General features: G+C 68.7%; 16 protein-coding genes. 10 read left to right on the forward strand and 6 right to left on the reverse strand.

Annotated elements, in window-relative coordinates:
• Positions 1-106: 106 nt before the first annotated feature.
• From ACO1BU_RS02550 to ACO1BU_RS02595, 10 genes are all read left to right on the forward strand, one after another.
• Complete coding sequence (locus tag ACO1BU_RS02550) at positions 107-2143, forward strand: NAD(+) synthase (RefSeq protein WP_424134328.1); 2037 nt, start codon at positions 107-109, stop codon at positions 2141-2143.
• Positions 2144-2278: 135 nt separating this feature from the next.
• On the forward strand, positions 2279-2644 hold the full coding sequence (locus ACO1BU_RS02555) for an HU family DNA-binding protein (protein WP_424134329.1): 366 nt from the start codon (positions 2279-2281) through the stop codon (positions 2642-2644).
• 354 nt (positions 2645-2998) lie between these two features.
• On the forward strand, positions 2999-4444 hold the full coding sequence (locus tag ACO1BU_RS02560) for a replication protein RepA (protein WP_424134330.1): 1446 nt from the start codon (positions 2999-3001) through the stop codon (positions 4442-4444).
• 128 nt (positions 4445-4572) lie between these two features.
• The gene (locus tag ACO1BU_RS02565; protein ID WP_424134331.1) at positions 4573-5625 is read left to right on the forward strand and encodes a type III polyketide synthase; all 1053 of its coding nucleotides are present in this window, start codon (positions 4573-4575) and stop codon (positions 5623-5625) included.
• A 14-nt stretch (positions 5626-5639) separates the two neighbouring features.
• Entirely contained in the window at positions 5640-6335 is a 696-nt protein-coding gene (locus ACO1BU_RS02570) for a methyltransferase domain-containing protein (RefSeq protein ID WP_424134332.1), read from the forward strand.
• Entirely contained in the window at positions 6332-7420 is a 1089-nt protein-coding gene (locus tag ACO1BU_RS02575; protein ID WP_424134333.1) for an NAD(P)/FAD-dependent oxidoreductase, read from the forward strand. Before ACO1BU_RS02570 ends, ACO1BU_RS02575 begins: the two co-directional genes overlap by 4 nt.
• A 135-nt stretch (positions 7421-7555) precedes the next feature.
• Positions 7556-8854, forward strand: a complete 1299-nt coding sequence (locus ACO1BU_RS02580) for a DegT/DnrJ/EryC1/StrS family aminotransferase (protein ID WP_424134334.1) — start codon at positions 7556-7558, stop codon at positions 8852-8854.
• A 51-nt stretch (positions 8855-8905) separates the two neighbouring features.
• Positions 8906-9976: a LacI family DNA-binding transcriptional regulator gene (locus ACO1BU_RS02585; RefSeq protein ID WP_424134335.1), complete on the forward strand. Its 1071-nt coding sequence runs from the start codon at positions 8906-8908 to the stop codon at positions 9974-9976.
• Positions 9977-10127: 151 nt separating this feature from the next.
• Complete coding sequence (locus tag ACO1BU_RS02590; protein ID WP_424134336.1) at positions 10128-10622, forward strand: hypothetical protein; 495 nt, start codon at positions 10128-10130, stop codon at positions 10620-10622.
• Between the two features lie 466 nt (positions 10623-11088).
• Complete coding sequence (locus tag ACO1BU_RS02595; RefSeq protein WP_424134337.1) at positions 11089-11379, forward strand: DUF2934 domain-containing protein; 291 nt, start codon at positions 11089-11091, stop codon at positions 11377-11379.
• Positions 11380-11824: 445 nt separating this feature from the next.
• Here the strand turns inward: ACO1BU_RS02595 and ACO1BU_RS02600 are convergent, their stop codons facing one another.
• The 6 genes from ACO1BU_RS02600 to ACO1BU_RS02625 are packed head-to-tail and all read right to left on the reverse strand — an operon-like array spanning position 11825 to position 17303.
• Positions 11825-12598 (reverse strand): NTP transferase domain-containing protein, encoded by a 774-nt coding sequence (locus ACO1BU_RS02600; protein WP_424134338.1) that lies wholly within the window; start codon positions 12596-12598, stop codon positions 11825-11827.
• The gene (locus ACO1BU_RS02605) at positions 12595-13755 is read right to left on the reverse strand and encodes a GNAT family N-acetyltransferase (RefSeq protein ID WP_424134339.1); all 1161 of its coding nucleotides are present in this window, start codon (positions 13753-13755) and stop codon (positions 12595-12597) included. Before ACO1BU_RS02605 ends, ACO1BU_RS02600 begins: the two co-directional genes overlap by 4 nt.
• The gene (locus ACO1BU_RS02610) at positions 13752-14516 is read right to left on the reverse strand and encodes a sterol desaturase family protein (RefSeq protein ID WP_424134340.1); all 765 of its coding nucleotides are present in this window, start codon (positions 14514-14516) and stop codon (positions 13752-13754) included. The genes ACO1BU_RS02605 and ACO1BU_RS02610 overlap by 4 nt, the downstream gene beginning before the upstream one ends.
• A 41-nt stretch (positions 14517-14557) precedes the next feature.
• A complete protein-coding gene (locus ACO1BU_RS02615) occupies positions 14558-15628 on the reverse strand; it encodes an LptF/LptG family permease (protein WP_424134341.1) in 1071 nt (356 codons plus the stop codon).
• Positions 15625-16863, reverse strand: a complete 1239-nt coding sequence (locus tag ACO1BU_RS02620; RefSeq protein ID WP_424134342.1) for an LptF/LptG family permease — start codon at positions 16861-16863, stop codon at positions 15625-15627. The genes ACO1BU_RS02615 and ACO1BU_RS02620 overlap by 4 nt, the downstream gene beginning before the upstream one ends.
• Complete coding sequence (locus tag ACO1BU_RS02625; RefSeq protein WP_424134343.1) at positions 16860-17303, reverse strand: HIT family protein; 444 nt, start codon at positions 17301-17303, stop codon at positions 16860-16862. The genes ACO1BU_RS02620 and ACO1BU_RS02625 overlap by 4 nt, the downstream gene beginning before the upstream one ends.
• Positions 17304-17331: the final 28 nt, after the last annotated feature.

The raw sequence follows: 17331 nt of genomic DNA on the forward strand, positions 1-17331 counted from the left end.
TGGCCGCGTCTTGCCTCAGGCACCGCCGGGCGGCGATGGTGGCTACCCCGACGATCCGCCCCCGGCGGGCCGTCAACGCTGCGCCCCCTGGATCGTTCAGTCCACGATGACCTTTCACGCACTCTACCGTCACGGCTTCGCGCGGCTGGCCGCCTGCACCACGCGCTGCACCCTGGCCGATCCGGACGCCAATGCCACGGCCATCCTCGCGGCCGCGCGGGACTGCGACGCGCGCGGCGCCGCCATGGCTGTCTTCCCGGAACTCGGCGTCTCCGGCTATGCGATCGACGACCTGTTGCTGCAGGACGCGCTGCTCGATGGAGTGGTGGCGGCGGTCGAGCGCATCGTGGCCGAGTCGGCCGATCTGATGCCCGTGCTGCTGGTCGGCGCGCCACTGCGCTATGCCGGGCGGCTCTACAACTGCGCCCTGGCCATCCATCGCGGCCGGTTGCTCGGCGTGGTGCCGAAAATCCACCTGCCGAATTACCGCGAGTTCTATGAGCGTCGGCATTTTGCCTCCGGCGCCGGCACAGAGGGCGGCACGATCAGGATCGGCGGGCTGGAAGCCCCTTTCGGTCCCGACCTGCTTTTCCAGGCGGAGGATGTGCAGGGGCTGACTATCCATGCGGAGATTTGCGAGGATCTCTGGGTGCCCAGCCCGCCAAGCAATGCGGGGGCGCTGGCCGGCGCCTTGGTTCTGGCGAATCTCTCCGCCAGCAACATCACGATCGGGAAGGCGGAGACGCGGCGGCTGCTCTGCGCCTCGCAATCCGCACGCTGCATCGCCGCCTATGTCTATGCGGCGGCCGGCGCGGGTGAATCCACGACCGACCTCGCCTGGGATGGCCAGGTCTCGATATTCGAGAATGGCGCGACGCTGGCCGAGAGCGAGCGCTTTCCCGCCGGGCAGCAGATCGTCTTTGCCGATACCGATCTCGACCTGCTGCGGCAGGAACGGGCGCGCCAAGGTACCTTCGACGATAACCGCCGCATCCAGCCGCACGCCTTCCGCACCGTGACCTTCCGCCTCGATCCTCCGATGGAGGACATCGGCCTTGAGCGCCGGGTGGAACGCTTTCCCTTTGTTCCCGCCGATCCCGCGCGCCTCAACCAGGATTGCTACGAAGCCTATGCGATCCAGGTTTCCGGCCTGATGCAGCGCCTGCGCGCGATCGGCGATCCGAAGATCGTCATCGGCGTCTCCGGCGGCCTCGACTCGACGCATGCGCTGATTGTCGCGGCCCGCGCGATGGACCAGATGCAGCGGCCGCGCACCGACATCATTGGCTTCACCATGCCCGGCTTCGGCACGAGCGAAGGCACGAAGTCCAGCGCGCACCGGCTCATGGGGGCGCTCGGCATTACCGCGCGGGAACTGGATATCCGGCCCTCCGCGAAGCAGATGCTCGCCGATCTCGGCCACCGCTTCGCGGGCGGCGAGCCGGTCTATGACGTAACCTTCGAAAATGTGCAGGCCGGGCTGCGCACCGACTATCTTTTCCGCGCCGCGAATAATGAGGGCGGGATCGTGCTCGGCACGGGCGACTTGTCCGAGCTCGCCTTGGGCTGGTGCACCTATGGCGTTGGCGACCAGATGTCGCACTACAACGTCAATGGCGGCGTGCCGAAGACGCTGATCCAGCACCTGATCCGCTGGGTGGCGGAGGAGGGGATCTTCGAAGCCGAGGTCTCCGACGTGCTGCGCGACATTCTGAACACGGAAATCTCGCCCGAGCTGGTGCCGGCCGATGCCAGCGGCGCCATCCAGAGCACCGAGGCGAAGATCGGCCCCTATGGATTGCAGGACTTCAACCTTTTTTATGTCCTACGCTACGGCTTCCGCCCCTCGAAGATCGCGTTCCTGGCGCACCGGGCCTGGTCGGATGCGGCGCGCGGATCCTGGCCGCCGCATTTTCCGGAGTCTCGCCGGGCCGAATACGACCTGCCGACGATCCGCCGCTGGATGGAGGTCTTCCTCAACCGCTTCTTCGGATTCTCGCAGTTCAAGCGTTCTGCCCTACCCAATGGGCCGAAAGTGTCGGCGGGCGGCTCTCTCTCCCCGCGCGGTGACTGGCGAGCCCCTTCGGACGGCACGGCGGCGGCCTGGTTGACTGAGTTGCGCCGCAACGTACCCGAGTCGTAGCGGGCCTCCGGGCGGGCAACTGTGGCATCGATGCCAATTTTGCCCGTCTTTATTGGCTAAAATCCCCATCCCTATTGTTGGCCGCCCCGCTTCGTGGTGATTTCGGCGACCACGCGCAACAGACAGGCGGTTCACATGGCAAAGGCAGCGGCACCCAAGAAGCCCGCGGCAAAGGCTACGGCGGCGAAGGCCCCCGCGAAGGGTGCGGCAAAGTCCGCAGCCCCGGCGGTGGTCAGCCTGAAGCAGCTTGCGGCCGGTCTGGCAGAAAGCCACGAGATGCCGAAGAAGCAGGCCGAGACGATCGTGAACGATTTCGTTCAGTCTCTCGCCGATCATCTCAAGGAAGGCGCCAAGATCCGCATCAACGGCCTTGGCATCCTCGAGGTGAAGTCGCGCCCGGCCCGCATGGGCCGTAACCCCGCGACGGGCGAGCAGATCCAGATTGCTGCCAGCAAGAAGATCGCTTTCCGCCCCGCCAAGGAGCTGAAGGAGGCCGTCTGACGGCCTCTCGCCGGCGACTCCGGCGAGGCCCCTCCGATGTGAGGGGTGACATGACGAAGCCGGCCCGATCACGGGCCGGCTTTTTTTTCGCCGGAATGCCGGCGAGGGAACTGTGGCCCAGGCCCGACAGGGCGTCCGCTACCCAATGTTTTCGGGGCCTGAATCTTTTCGGGGCCCGTAGTTTTTCTTCGGCATCGGGGGCCGATCCGCGCGGCGGATCACCGCTTCTGGTGTCGCCGGGCTTGCCGCCGCAGGCTGCGGCAATTATCTGCATAAAAGTCCGGCCGCCCTGCTGACGTTATTTGCCATGCGGCCATCCTCACCATCTCTTTTGAGTTCGAATCCAAACCGTCCATGACGTCCAGCCCCGATCCAGCCGTCGCGGCGGAAGCCGATCGCGCGTCCGCGCCCGAATCCGTTATTTGGCAGCACGCTGCCTTTTGCCGCCTCGGCCTGCCGGTCGCGCCGGGCAAGGAGGCATGGCGGCGCGACGGCGCGGATGCCGCCCTGCGCGTTGCCCCTGGTACGGCTGGCGAAACCCTGCCGGATGGCCCGGGGCTGCGCCTCCTGCTCGCCTTTCTTTGTGACGCGGCGCTTCGTTCCGGCAGCCCGACGGTGACGCTGGGCGCCGACTCCGCTGCCCTCGCCGCCCGGATGGGGCTGGTGGAGGGGGCGGCCGCGCCGCTTGCCGAGCAGCTGGAGCGCCTGCTGGCCGCGCGAGTCTCGGTCTCGGTCGATGACGGGCCGGAGCTGAGCGTGCTGGATGCGCGCAGCCGCCCGCGCGGCGGCGGCTGGCCGGCGCAGGTGAAGCTGAATACCCGTTTCCTAACCAGCCTGAGTGAGCATGCCGTGCCGCTGGATCGCGGCATCCTGCGCGCGCTTTCCGGTTCCGCTGAGGCGATGGACGCTCATGCCTGGACCCGCGAGGCTCTTTTGCGCGCGACCGCAGATGCCACGGTCACCACGCCCTGGGCCGAGTTGATGGAGCGCTTCGGCACGTCCGGCACCGACATGGCTGCTTTCCGCGAATCCTTCGAAGCTGCCCTGCGGATGGTGTTCGAGGCCGATCTCTCGATCGAACTGGCGGTGGACGACGAGGGCGTGAGCCTCCGCCGCGCCCAGCCGCCGGAGCCGGCTGCCGAGATGGAGCCCGCACCGGCCCAGGCGGCCGAGCCGCCGGCTGCCCCCGCCCCGGTCGAGCCGCCGGCGGCGGCCCCGGAACCGCCCCGCCCGGAAATCATCCCCGAGCCCAGCCCGGAGATGCGCCAGGAGCCGCGCCCCGTGCCGATCCAGGCCGGCCCGCGCCCGCGTGATGAACGCCGCGAGGACCGTCCCCGTGCCGAGCGCCCGCGCGATGAGGTCCGCGAGGATCGTTCCCGCGATGAGCGCCCCCGTGACGAGCGTCGCGAGGACCGCCAGCGCGACGACCGGCGTGCGCGCCGGGAGGAGCCTGTCGAGAACGGCCCGGTGGACCAGATCATGGACGACATGATCCGCATCCGCTCCCACCTGACCGGCCTGCCGCAGGTGGTCTGGCTGCGCCGCGGCCATGGGGAGGACAATATCCTCGTCGCCGTCACCCCCGGCACGCGGCTGGACACGGACCGGCTGACGCTGCTGATGGTTGAGCCGATTGTCATGCAGGTGAGTGGCGGTCTGGGCCAGCAGGACTTCGAGCGTGTCTCGGCCTGGGTCATGGCCAATCGCGACCTGATCGACGACTTCTGGGAAGGCAACATCGCCTCCGCTGAGGAGGTGAACCGCCGCGTCCGGAAGGCACCGGGTCCGACTTGGCGTTAATCCAGGGCGCAAATCCGGGGCGCTGATCCGGTCATCCCGCTCCGCGGGGCGACCGATCCCGGTCTCGTGTTCGGGGCGCCCTTCTGGTGCCTCTGATAATTTTCCTTGTCGCCCCGATTTATCGGGCGATGGATTTCGTTTTCCTGAACCGGATCGGCACGGCGACGCCAAGCCACGAGGTCCACGGCACCTTCCGCGCCTTCGCGGAGGGGTTGATTCCCGAAGGGCGGGAGCGCCGCCTCTTTGCCCGCATGGCCGACCGCGCCGGCATTGTCCGACGATGGAGCGTGCTGCGACCCGATGGCCGCCCCGGTTATGTGGATGATGAGGGCTTCTATGCCCCCGGCCATTTCCCTTCGACCCGCGCGCGCATGGCACGGTGGGAAGCCGAGGCGCCGCCCCTGGCCTTCGCGGCGCTGGGCGCGCTCGGCGTGCCGAAGGGGATCACCCACCTTATTACCGCGTCCTGCACAGGCTTTGTGGCGCCGGGGCTGGACCATGCCATCGCCGCCCATCTCGGCCTGGAGGAAACGGTGGCCCGTACGAATGTCGGCTTCATGGGATGTCAGGCCGCCATCGTGGCCCTGCGCCTGGCGCGCGATGCCGTACGCGCCGATCCCAGGGCCCGCGTGCTCGTCGTGAATCTGGAACTCTGCACCCTGCATCTGCAGGAGCGCCCCGAGGTGGAGCAGCTTCTCTGCTTCCTTCTTTTCGGCGATGGCTGCTCCGCCGCCCTGGTCAGCGCCGAGCCGGAAGGGCTGCGGCTCGACGGTTTCCGCTGTGCCCTGTTGCCCGAGGCACGGGAGCAGATCGCCTGGCGTGTGGGCGACAACGGCTTCGACATGGTTCTGTCCGGCGAGGTGCCGAAAAGCCTGGCCCGTGCCCTGCCGCCGCGCCTGCCCGATCTGCTGGACGGCGCCGGGGCGGAGGAATTCGATCTTTGGGCCATCCATCCCGGCGGCCGCTCCGTGCTGGACGCGGTGGAGGAATCCTGCCGCCCGCCGCAGGGCGCGTTGGCGCATTCCCGTGCCGTGCTGGCGGGGCATGGCAATATGTCGTCCCCCACGGTCATGTTCGTGCTGCGCGACGTGCTGGCGGAGCTGGGCCCCGGGCGCCGGGGAATCGCCATGGCTTTCGGCCCCGGCCTTTCCGCCGAAACCATGCGCTTCGCGACGGTCTGAGGGAGCCGGGGCCGATGCTGCGCGCACGCTCCACCGCACCGGAAATCATGGATGACGCGGCCCAGGATTTTACGGCTTTCTCCTCGGCGCTGCGGGACCTCGAACGCATCAACCGCATGAGCCTGGCCTATCGGCCGACCTTGCGATGGCTGGATGCGCTGGCACGGCGCAGCGGCGCACGGCGGCTCAGCGTGCTGGATGTCGGCGCCGGGGGTGGCGACATGCTCGCGCGGATCGCGGACTGGGGCGCGCGGCGCGGTGTGGCGCTGGAAATGGCGGCGCTGGACCGCTCGCCCCATGCGGCGGCGCATGGCCATACACGGCATCCCAACCTGCCCGTTCGCTGGATCACCGCCGATCTGTTCGATCTGGATCCGGCTGAGCGCTTCGATGTGGTGATCTGCGCCCTGTTCACGCATCACCTGGAGGATGTCACGCTGCCGCGCTTCCTGCGCTGGATGGAGGCGCGGGCCCGGCAGGGCTGGCTCGTCAGCGACCTGCATCGGCACATGCTGCCCTGGGTGGTGGTCTGGGCCGGGGTGCGAATGCTGCGGATGGACCCGATGGTCGTGCATGACAGCACGGTCTCCATCGCGCGCGGCTTCTCACGGGCGGATTGGGAAGCGCTGATCGCGCGTGCCGGCGTGCGGGCGGAACTGCGCTGGGCCTTTCCTTTTCGCTGGATCGTCTCGGGCCTCGGCACGAGGTGACGGACGCGCTGGTGCTGGGCGGCGGGCCGGCCGGCGCCGCCGCGGCCATCACCCTGGCGCGCGGCGGCGCGCGGGTGATGCTGGTCGAGCGTGAGGCGGCGCCCCGCGAAAAGGTCTGCGGCGAGTTCCTGGGGCCGGATGCGGCCGATCTGCTGGATGGGCTGGGTCTTTCGCTGCCTGCGCTGGGCGTGCTGCCGATCGAGGCGGGCCGTCTGGCCGCGGGCAGGCAGGATGCGCATTGGCCGCTTCCCTTTGCCGCCTGGAGCCTGCCCCGTGCTGTGCTGGACGAGGCGCTGCTTGCGACTGCCGCCTCGGCCGGAGCGCAGCTTCTGCGCGGCCGGGCGGTAATGGCGGCGGCAAGGAAGGGGCACCACTGGTCGGCCCGTCTCTCAGACAATTCGGAGCTGGATGCCCCCGCGCTGGTGCTGGCCACTGGCAAGCACGAGCTGCGCGGCCATAGCCGCCGCGCGCGGGGCGAGGCCGTTGGGCTGAAGCTTCCTCTGCGTCTTCGCGACCCCCTGGACCGGGCGGTATTGCTGCTGCCCTTCCCGGGCGGTTATGCCGGGCTCCAGCCCCGCCCGGATGGCGGGGCCAATCTTTGTGCCGCGCTGGGCGAGGCCGGGCCGGAGGCGCGGAACCCGGCCGCGCTGCTCGCGCGTGTCGCCGCGGGCTCCGCTCTCGCAGCGGCGCTGTTGCGGGATGCCAAGCCGCTTCTGCCCCGCCCGATGGCAGTGGCCGGCCTGCCCTATGGTTTCCGCCATCGGGACGGGAAGGGGGCCGATCCCGGCCTCTACCGCGTCGGCGACCAGTTCGCCGTGGTGCCCTCTCTGGCCGGGGATGGCGTGGCAATGGCCTTGGTTGGCGGAATCGCTGCCGCGCAAGCCATCCTGGCGGGGCGGCCTGCCCCTGATTTCCACGCTACCCTGAACCGCCGGCTGGACCGGCCGATGCGCTGGGCCGGGCTGCTGGCACGGCTGCTCGGCGCCGCGCCAGTCCCGCTGGCCCTGGCTGCCAGAACGTTCCCGACAGCAGCCCGCCTAGCAGCCGCGCGCACGCGGCTGCCGGCAGCCTCCATGCGCGGCTGACCCGGCCTCAATGTCCCGGCACGGGCCGTCTGAGCCCGCGTGACAGAAACGGGTTGGAAAGATTCCCACCCTAGCCTCTCCCTGGCCATCCGCACTGGCGGACGGCGCCCGATCAGGATGATCAGGAGCGGCCCCATGCCCCTGGATGCGACCCGTCCCGATGCCAGCAGCGGTCCGCTCGCCGCGCCGGACCTGAATCTCGCGCGTGGCGGGACCACGCCTGTTATTCCCGTCGCGCGCCCGCGCCTGCCCGAAGCCCGCGCCATCCTGCCTTATCTGCAGGAGATCGACGCGAATCGCTGGTACGCGAATCACGGCCAGCTCTGCCAGCGCCTGCAATCACGGCTGGCTGCCCATTGGGGCCTGGCACCGGATCAGGTGGCGCTGACGGCGAATGCAACGCTCGCTCTCACCCTCGCGCTGCGGGCCTGCGGCGCGGCGCCGGGGCGGAAATGCCTGCTGCCCTCCTGGACCTTCGTCGCCAGTGCCGGGGCTGTGCGGGGAGCTGGGCTGGTGCCGCATTTCGCGGATGTGGACGCCGCGACCTGGGCGTTGGATCCCGATGCGGTGGAAGCGCGCCGTGACCTGCGGGACATCGGCGCCATCCTCGTTGTCGCGCCCTTTGGCCGCCCGATCGACACGGTGCGCTGGGACGCGCTGGCGGCCCGAACGGGCATTCCCGTCATCATCGACGCCGCCGCCGCCTTCGATGCGCTGCGCGCAGGCGGGCCCATGCGCGCCGGGAACAGCCCGGTCATCGTCAGCCTGCACGCCACCAAGAGCTTCGGGATCGGGGAGGGCGGCGCGGTACTCTCCCGCGATCCGGCTTGGCTGGAGCGGCTGCGGCGCCTCTCCAATTTCGGCTTCCTCGGCGCGCGGCAGGCAATGCTGGCCGGCACCAATGCCAAGCTGTCGGAATATGCTGCGGCGATCGGCCTCGCCGCACTGGATGTCTGGCCGGAAACACGCTCGGGCTGGCTCTCCGTGACGCGTCTCTATGCGGAGGCATTGGCTGGCGAGACCCGGTTGCCCCTGGCGCCCGGCTTCGGGGAAGATTGGGTCAGCGCCACCCTCTCCGTCCTCTGGCCGGCGGAGCGGCTGGAGGGGGTCGAAATGCTGGCGCGGGAGGGCATCGGCACACTGCGCTGGTGGGGCGAAGGCTGTCACCGCCAGCCCGCCTATGCCGACTGCCCGCGCGATCTTCTGCCGGTCACGGAAGCCATCGCCTCCCGTGCCATCGGTCTGCCTTTCTGGCGCGACATGACGGCGGCCCAAGTGGATTACATCTGCAAGATCGCACGTCGCGTTGCAGGTCCAGGCATGGCCGCCCTCCCGCCACGCAAGACGCCGACATCCTGCGCGTGGCACCGCAAGGCCGCAGCCCCATGCCAGGGCGCGCCATATCGCGACGAACCCGTCGCGCGTCCCTTCTGAAGGATCGGGCGATCGGTCCGTCCTCCAATTGCCCGGCCAGGAAAGATTGCCATGATGGATATTGGATCCATGGCATCTCTCGTGGAGGAATTCATCGGTAAGGACCGGATGGGAAAGCGTGGCAGCGGCTGGGTGCGGATGGCCGATGTGGCCCGGATGGCCGGCGTCTCCATGATGACGGTTTCCCGCGCCTACCGGGACTCCGGCCGCGTTTCAGCCGAGGCGCGGGCCCGGATTGCGGAAGCCGCGGCCAAGCTCGGCTATGTGCCCAACCGGGCCGCAGCGCAGCTCTCCTCCAGCCGCAGCCACGTGGTGGCGGCGACCATCCCCTCGCTTTCCGAGGTGCAGTTTGGCAACACGCTGGAGGGCCTTTCCGGCCCTCTGCGCGAGGCGGGTTACCAGCTTCTGATCGCGGAGTGCGGTCCCGCGCCCGAGGAGGAGCGGCGCGCAGTGGCCACCGTTCTCGGCCATCGGCCGGATGCACTCGTTGTCATCGGGGTGGATCACGGGCCACTGTCGCGCACCATGATCCGCGGCGCCGACATCCCGGTGGTGGAGACCTGGAATCTCGACCAGCCGCCGATGGACATGGCCGCCGGCTTTTCCAATCACCTGGCGGCACGGCGGATGGCGGAACACCTGATCGCCACAGGGCGGCGGCGCATCGGCTATGTGGACTTCCCCCGCGTGACCACCCATCGCTTCGCCAGCCGCCGCGAGGGCTTCCGCGAAACCATGCAGGCCGCCGGCCTGCCCACCGACCTTGTCTTTCAGCCAGAGGAGGGCCCCTCCGGTATCGCGCGGGGCCGCGAGGCGGTGCGGGCGCTGTTCGCGCGCGATCCGGCAATGGACGCCCTGTTCTGCGCGACCGACGCCTTCGCCGCCGGCGCCGTGCTCGAATGCCAGTTGCAGGGATGGGCGGTGCCGGGCCGGATCGCCGTGACGGGCTTCGGCGATTTCGACATCGCGGCCGAGATCCCGCCAGGCGTCACCACCATTGGCGTCAACCCGCGCGGCATCGGCCGCGCCGCAGCGGATATGGTGCTGGGCCGCATGTCCGGTGCCACGGGCGGGCCGGAACGGGATCTGGGCTTCGAACTGATCCGGCGCGGCAGCGCCTGAGGCGCTGGGAAGTTGGTGCTTTCATCGGCACGGCGCATCGGCTCCTGCCAGCGATCCGGCGAGCAGGAAGAACAGGAACAGCCGATGGCTGCGGAACAGGAGCGGGCCGCGATCCGCGAGGTCGCGGCGCAGGCCTGATTGTCACATCCCTATGCTTGCGCGCTGGGCAAATCCCGATCACCACGATTGGGTATGGGACGATCACGGCCCAGCAGGCCGCCGGGGCATCGAATCCAGCACGCCGAACGCAGCCGAAGACGGAATCATGAAGCCCGGAAAGCTAGTCGAAAGGTGTTCTCCAGGTAGCGAGGCACTGATCCGGTGGCAGAAGGCCCTGGTCGTCGGGCCGAAGTTGAATATTCCCGGCAGGTTGCTGTCGCTGGCCTGTGACGTGCTTCGGACGCTGCGCAGGGGACTGAAAAATCAGCAGCGCCACACCCAGCAGAGTATCACGCCGCGTGCAAGGCCTCTTACCCGGCAAGCTGTCCTTCTGCCGGCCTGGCCTACGGCTGGCACGCCGCTTCCCGCTTGCTCCCATTCTGTTGTTTCCGGCATGGCCGAATTCGCCGCCTGGAACGAGCTGAACCTGGCCTATGCCGTCCTGACCACTATCGAGGATAGTATAAGGCACAACGACCTGGACTGACCTTCTGGCCGCCCAGGCGTCAGGTTGAGGCGGTGGCGAGATGCAGGATTGGCGTTGCCAGCCTTGGCGCCTTTCCACCGGCGCCGCGATCGGGGCGGCGCCGGTGAATGGGCGGTTGCTGTGGCCGGGTCGTGCAGGGGTGCGACCCCTTGGGGACCGGGCTTGCGGGACCCGCCTCTGGGCCCACCACAGCTACCGCTACGGAGGTTAGCCGAGAGTACGCGCCCATGAGCAGGCCCATCCTGGTCAGGATTGACACGAGATCGTTGTCGGTTCGGTTCAAAATCTGATCCTGGCCATGGAAACGAATCTTTCACTGCGCGAAACCTCGGAGTCGCCACCTTGAGGCGCCGTGGAGGTGCGGCATTGCCGGTCCGGGAAGGATTGAACCCTTGTGAGGGCGTGCCTCAGTGGTGATGCTGTGGGTTCCTGCCGCCAAAGCGCGGTCTGACGGAGTGAGGAGTTGATGCCAGACAGCGCACGCATCCAGCAACGCGCCTACGAGATATGGGAGCGGGAGGGACGCCCGGAGGGACAGCATCAGGCGCATTGGGACCAAGCCGAGCGTGAAGTTGCGGCAGAGGGTAGCCCGGCGCCCATTGCGGCTGACATTACGGCTCCCCAGTCAAAGGAAGCGGCACTGGCCGAGCCTGTGACGGTCGACAAGCCGAAGAAGCCGAAGAAGGCCTTGTCCAAGGCGGAGGCGAAGACAAAGGCGAAGGATGCGCCGAAGGCTTCCGATAAGCGGAAGCGCTGATCGGGGCCGAGAGCGCGGCCCCTGACACCGCCGCTGGATGGGGCGGCGGTGATCCTCAGGCAGGTGCAGTGAGGAGCCCGCGAAGAAAGCGATCGGTACTGGCCACCGTCCGGGACCGTGGCGAGCCTGCCAGTCACTTTGCTCCTGATGCGGAAGGGTAGGGCCTGAACCTGGATCGCCAAACTATCATAAGTTAATGTGGTTGGGCTGTGGTGGACCCGGAGGCGGGCCCCGGAAGCCGGTCCCCCAGGGGCTACTCCCCTATACGACCCGGCCACAGCAAAAACGGTACTCGTCAGTGCGCCGCGCTCCGCCGCTTTCGTCCAGGCAGCGCTGTCGTGGATTTGCTGCGGAATGGTGGGGCTCGGAGGAGGTGAGAGTCAGCCGGTGACCTTCCCCGCAGAAGAACGAGCATCCTTCGCGAACCATGCGCATCTGCTGCGGATCAGCTGACGCTGGCGCTTAGCCTTGTCTCTACGAGGCTGAGGTCAGCCGGCTTGTCCACATCCACCGCGGCGGCGCCGAATGGCATGTCGACAAAGGCGAGCCGGGCCGCGCAGCGCCGTTCGAGCGCGTCCAGCGCGCCCCGCAAGGTCAGGCGCCCCAGCGCGTAGCGCAGCAGCGGCACCAGTCCCAGCATCCGCGCCATTGCGAGGGGCTGCTTCCGGCGTTGCTCCAGCGCCTGCCAGAAACGAAGAACCCGCGCCGCCTCGGGCCGGGCCAGAAGGAACAGGTTGCAGCCGCTGAAGGCACCGTCGCGGAAGCGCAGCCAGGTGCGCCGCGTGTCCGGGAAGTCGGCCAGCACCGTCTCCTGCCGCGCAAGCGCCGCCAGGGCCGCTGCCTCCGGCGGGGCGGCTTTCAAAAGATGCGTCACCATGGCCGGCGTCAGCAAGGCATGGTCGGCGGTGGTCACCAGCAAGGGTGCGCCGAATTCCTCGAACACGGCGGCGGCGCTGCGGGCCGGGCTGGCTTCCGAGCGACGCAGGATGACACCTTCAAGGCCATCGACACCGTCGAGCGTCGTCTCCGGTGCCTCGATCGAGACCACGATGCGCCCGATGCCCGGCGTTGCCCGCAACGCCGCGAGAACACGCAGCAGCATCGGAACACCGGCCACCGGCAGTAGCGCTTTGTGTGACAGGCCCGCGGCCGCGGCCATCGGATCCGTCCCACGGCGCTGCCCGGCGAGTACCAGGGCGGTCACGCCGTCAACGGTCACGCGGGGAGTTCCTTCTCGTAGACGCGGTAGGTCTTGTAGACGCGGGCCCCGAAGGATTCTGCGAGGTGCCGCATGGGCAGGTTATCCTCCAGAACCCAGGACATCTCGATGCGCTTGATGCCGAGGGCGATTGCTTCCTTCCGCATCGCCTCAACAAGGAAAAGCGGCAGGACCCGGCCCAGCAGCCCCGCGCCCAATTGCCGGCGTACGCCCATTAGCGGCACGCGCGCGGTGGAAACCCCCGTGACCTTCAGGCGCCAAAGCAACTTGGCCCAGCCAACGGGCAGCAACCGTCCGGAAAGGTCGCGGATCGCCTCGTTCAGATTGGGCAGGCAGACCCCGAAGGCCACCGGCCGGCCCTCCATCTCCGCAAACCAGACCAGCCTTTCGTTCAGAAGCGGGCGCAGTTCCTTGGCGAGATGCGCCACTTCCTCCGCGGTGAAGGGCACGAAGCCCCAGTTGCCGGACCAGGCCTCGTTGAAGATATCGATGAGGACAGCAACTTCCTCCTGCAGCCTGTCCCGGCGCATGGGACGCAGCGTGACACCGGCGGGAAGGCCGCGCGCCACGGCGCGTGCGGCCGCGCGCGGCATCGGAACCGAAGGCTCCGAGACATAGGCCAACAAGTCGCGGGCCTTGTGGTAGCCGAGCTGCTCCAGCCGTGGCCCGGCATAGGGCGGGTCGTGGGGCATCATCAGCATGGGTGGGGTGTCGAAGCCGGAGACCAGCAGCCCGGTCTGCTCGTTGATCGAGAGGCTGAAGGGACCCTGCATCACGCGGAGCCCGCGCGCCCGGGCCCAGGCTTCCGCCGTTTCCAGCAGTGCCGCGAAGACCTCAGCGTCGTCTTCCGCCGCCAGCAGGCCGAAATGGGCCGGGCGTCCCTTGTCCCCGCCCGGCACCAACCGGTCCTCCTGTGCGCTGATACGGCCAACATCGCGGCCATCCCGGCGGGCGATCCAGAACGCGGCCTCGCCATGGCGGAACCACGGGTTCTTCTTCGGCGACAAGGCGTCGCGGCGTTCCATGAGAAGCGGCGGAACCCAGGCGGGATCGGCCTGGAACAGATCATTGGGCAGGCGGATGAAGCGGTCGAGACCGGCGCGGTCGGTCACCGGCAGGATCTCGACGGAGGAGGCCCGCGCTGGCGGCAGGATCACGCCGTTTCGCCGGGCCGGGCCGGACGGTCGCGCGGCGGCGCGCCGGTCAGCTTCTCCACCCAGGGAAAACGCGCCGCCTCTGCCCGGTCATAGCCGAGATTGAACACATGCGGGCTGCGCGGCCGCTGCCGGACCTCGCCGTAATAGGTGCCGAAGGTCCGGTCGATGACGAAACTAGTGATGCCGTAATTGCCGCCCTCATGGTGGAAGTGGTGGGCCAGGTGCAACTCCTTCATCCGCCGCAGCAGGCGGCTGCGCGGCTTGAAGTTCAGGTGCTGGATGCAGTGGCAGAATTCATAGATGCAGGTGATGACGAAGCCGGTTGCCACCGCCGCCGCCATGCCCGCGGGCCCGCCGCCTACATACCATCCCATCGGCACCAGGATGGCCAGGATCGTCGGCACCGTGGTCACCGGCGCGCCGAACAGCACGTCCAGCCGGTGCGGGTCCTGGTGGTGGTCGAAATGAATCCGCTTCCACAGCGCCGCCGTCAGCGGAGACCGGTAGAGGAACCGCGAATGCAGGACGAAGCGGTGGATCAGGTACCAGGCCAGCGGATAGGCAAGGATAGTGGCGAGCACGGCCAGGAGCGGGCGGAGCGACCCACCTTCCGGCGCCCAGTACACAGCCAGCCCGGCGCTCAGCACCGCCAGGACGACATAGAGATGGATCGCCGGATGCGCGGCATAGGCGCGTACCAGTTCCCGCAGCGTCATGCGCCCGAGATCGAAACTCCGTCCGCCGCGCCACGGACCATACATGCTGCTCTCCCGATTCCCGATCATGGACCACGCGGGTCCCCTCAGGCTTCCTCGCGCCAGAGGCATAGCAAGCCGGCGACGGAGAAGCACAGCGGCGTGATCCAGGCCGCTGGTACCGGGCCCAGCCCGCCAGCCTCGCCGACTGCCCTCATCAGGCCGCCAACCACCAGATAGCCCAGGCCGAGCACCAGTCCAACCGCGGCACGCCGGGCGGCGCCCGTCTGCCTCGGCAGGCCGAAGGCCGAGGGGATGGCGAGCAGCACCATGATGAAAGGCTCCACCGCCATGGCAGCGAGAACTTGCAGCCGCGTCGCGTAATAGGCGGGGCCCCGCGTGACGGCGCCTTCGCCCCGCCGCCCCGCGAGAAGCCGGCCGAGCGGCTGGGCGTCGGTCGGCCGGGCGAGATCCCGCATCATCCGGGGCGGCGGCCCCTCAGGCCAGGCAAGATCCGGCGCCGTGGTGGTTCGGTCCTCGCCCGGCCGGACAAGGCGCACCTCCTCCAGCCGCCAGCCTGCCGGCCCGTATGCCGCGCGCCGCGCGTCGATCCGGGCCAGCGCCTGCCCATGCGCGTCCCGGCGGACGAGCAGCAGGCCCTCAAGCACGCTGCCATCCCGGGAAACCGCATCCGCCGCGACGATATCGGTGCCGTTGCGCAGCCAGAGGCGCTGCGAAAGGGCAATCGGCTGGTTTGGCGCCTCGCGCCTGTCCCACCAGTCCGCCAGGGCCCGCTCGGTCCGTGGCGCGATGCCGAGAAGCAACGCAAACTGCACGGCAACGGCAAGCGCGCAGGCCGGCAGAAGGGCCCCCAGGATGCGCCAGGTGCCGATGCCGGCTGCCCGCATAGCCGTCACCTCCAGCGTAGAGGCGAGGCGCCGGAAGGTCAGGATCGCCCCCACCAGCACGGCCAGGGGGAGGATCTGGCCGAGGGTGGTCGGAAGGCGCAGCAGGGCGTAGCGGCCGATATCCAGAACCCCGCCGCGGGCCAGCACGTCACTCGCCTTGTCCAGCAGGTCCAGGAGCTGCAGCAACGCTGCCAGCCCCAACAGCACCATGGCCGTGCGGCTGATGAAGATCCGCGTCAGGTAGCGACCGGCAACCGAGTTGAGGATCACGAAGAGGCTCTCAGGCGCCGCGGCAGCCAGCGGGCGGCGGTGTTCGCGGCCATGTCGAGGCGGGCGAGCACGCCGTCGAAAGCCCCCTCGTTCGGGTTCCTGTTGCTGTGCCGGAAGACCAGGATGGAAAAGGCGGCGAAAAGCAGGAAGAGGATCCAAAGTGCGGGGCGCGGGTCGATACGCCCGACATCGCCGAGGGATTCTATCAGCTGCAACGCTTGCTGATAGACCACCAGGATCACCGCGCCGAGCAGGATGGCGACCGAGCGTCGCGACCGCTTCGCCGCAAGCCCCATGGGCATCGCCAGGAGCGGAAGGAGCAGGAGCGAAACGGAGCGCACCAGCCGCCCGTGCAACTCGCCCTCCATGCGGCGCTGCGGCACCGGCGGGTCCGGCAGGCTCCGGGCTGCCCAGAGTTCATGCATCGTCATCTCCCGCTCATCAACGCCACGCAGGCGGAAGATAGGCAGGCGCCGGACGAAGGGCCGCGACTGGGCTGAATTGGTGAAGCGCAGGGTCGAGGCCTCTCCGCCGGGAGACAGGGTGATCTGCTGGCCGTCCTCAAGCTCCACCAGCAATTCGCTATCCGTGGCGCTGACAAGCAGCCGGCCCGTTGCGGCGGTGGTCAGCACTTCGCCGCCATCCTCCCGCCGCTGATGCAGGAAGACGCCGCGCAGCAGCCCGTCCGCGGCGTCCCGCCGCTCGACATAGACCGTCAGCCGGTGGCCGATCTGCACGAATTCCCCGGGTATCAGCGTCGCATTCCAGCCCGCATTGGTCAGGGCATGGAAAGCGGCGCGATAGGAGTAGCGGCTGAGCGGCTGGACATAGCCGTAGAGCCCGACGCCAAGCGCCGCGCAGAGCAGCCCGACCGCCAGGAACGGCCAGCTCAGGCGCGCCAGCGAGAAGCCCGAGGCTTGAAGCGCGTCCAGCTCATGATCTTGGCTCAGCCGCGCGACGACCACATAGACGGCCAGGAACAAAGCCGCCGGCATCGCCAGGCCGAGATAATGCGGAATCAGATAGAGCAGCAGCTCGACGATCGAGGCGGCGGGGCTTCCGGTACCGACCAGCAGGTTGAACAGCCGCAGCAGCCGCTCCAGCAGCAGCGCTGGCAGAACCAGAAGCAGCGTGGCCGCGAGGGGCTTCGCCAGCAACCGCAACAGGTAGCGGCTGACCAGCCCGCCCCTGGCCGGTGGCCCCCGGTCGATGCCGGCGGCGAATCTGCGGCTCACGCTTCCGCGGCTGCCCAGGCACCGCGGAGGCGCTGGAGGATGTCGTCGCGCAGCGTGTCCTCTGGCTCCACCGCCTGGCCCAGCGCCGGCGGGCCCGGCCAGCCGGCATCAGGGAAGCTGCGGCCGAGATGAGTACGTGCCTCGCTGTAACGGGGGATGACGTGGAAGTGGACGTCCGGATCCACCATCATCAGCATGAGGTAGTTGATCTTCTCATAGCTCACGAATTCCCGCAGGATCGCCTCGATGCGGGTGATGGCGCGATGCAGGTCGGCGAAGGCGGCGGGGCTGACAGCGCCGAAGCTGGTGACCGGCTCGCGGCAGACCAGCACCAGCGAGCCGAGCGTGACTTGCTGCGGCCGCAGCAACACGGTCCAGTGGTCGGTTTCGCCGATCAGGGTGGCGGGGTAGCCGAACTTGGTGAGCGTGGCGCTTGGCATCTGGAATCTCGCGCGACCGGTATTACGG

Origin of the sequence: Roseomonas chloroacetimidivorans, assembly GCF_049629625.1 — a bacterium.
Lineage (GTDB): Bacteria > Pseudomonadota > Alphaproteobacteria > Acetobacterales > Acetobacteraceae > Roseomonas > Roseomonas chloroacetimidivorans.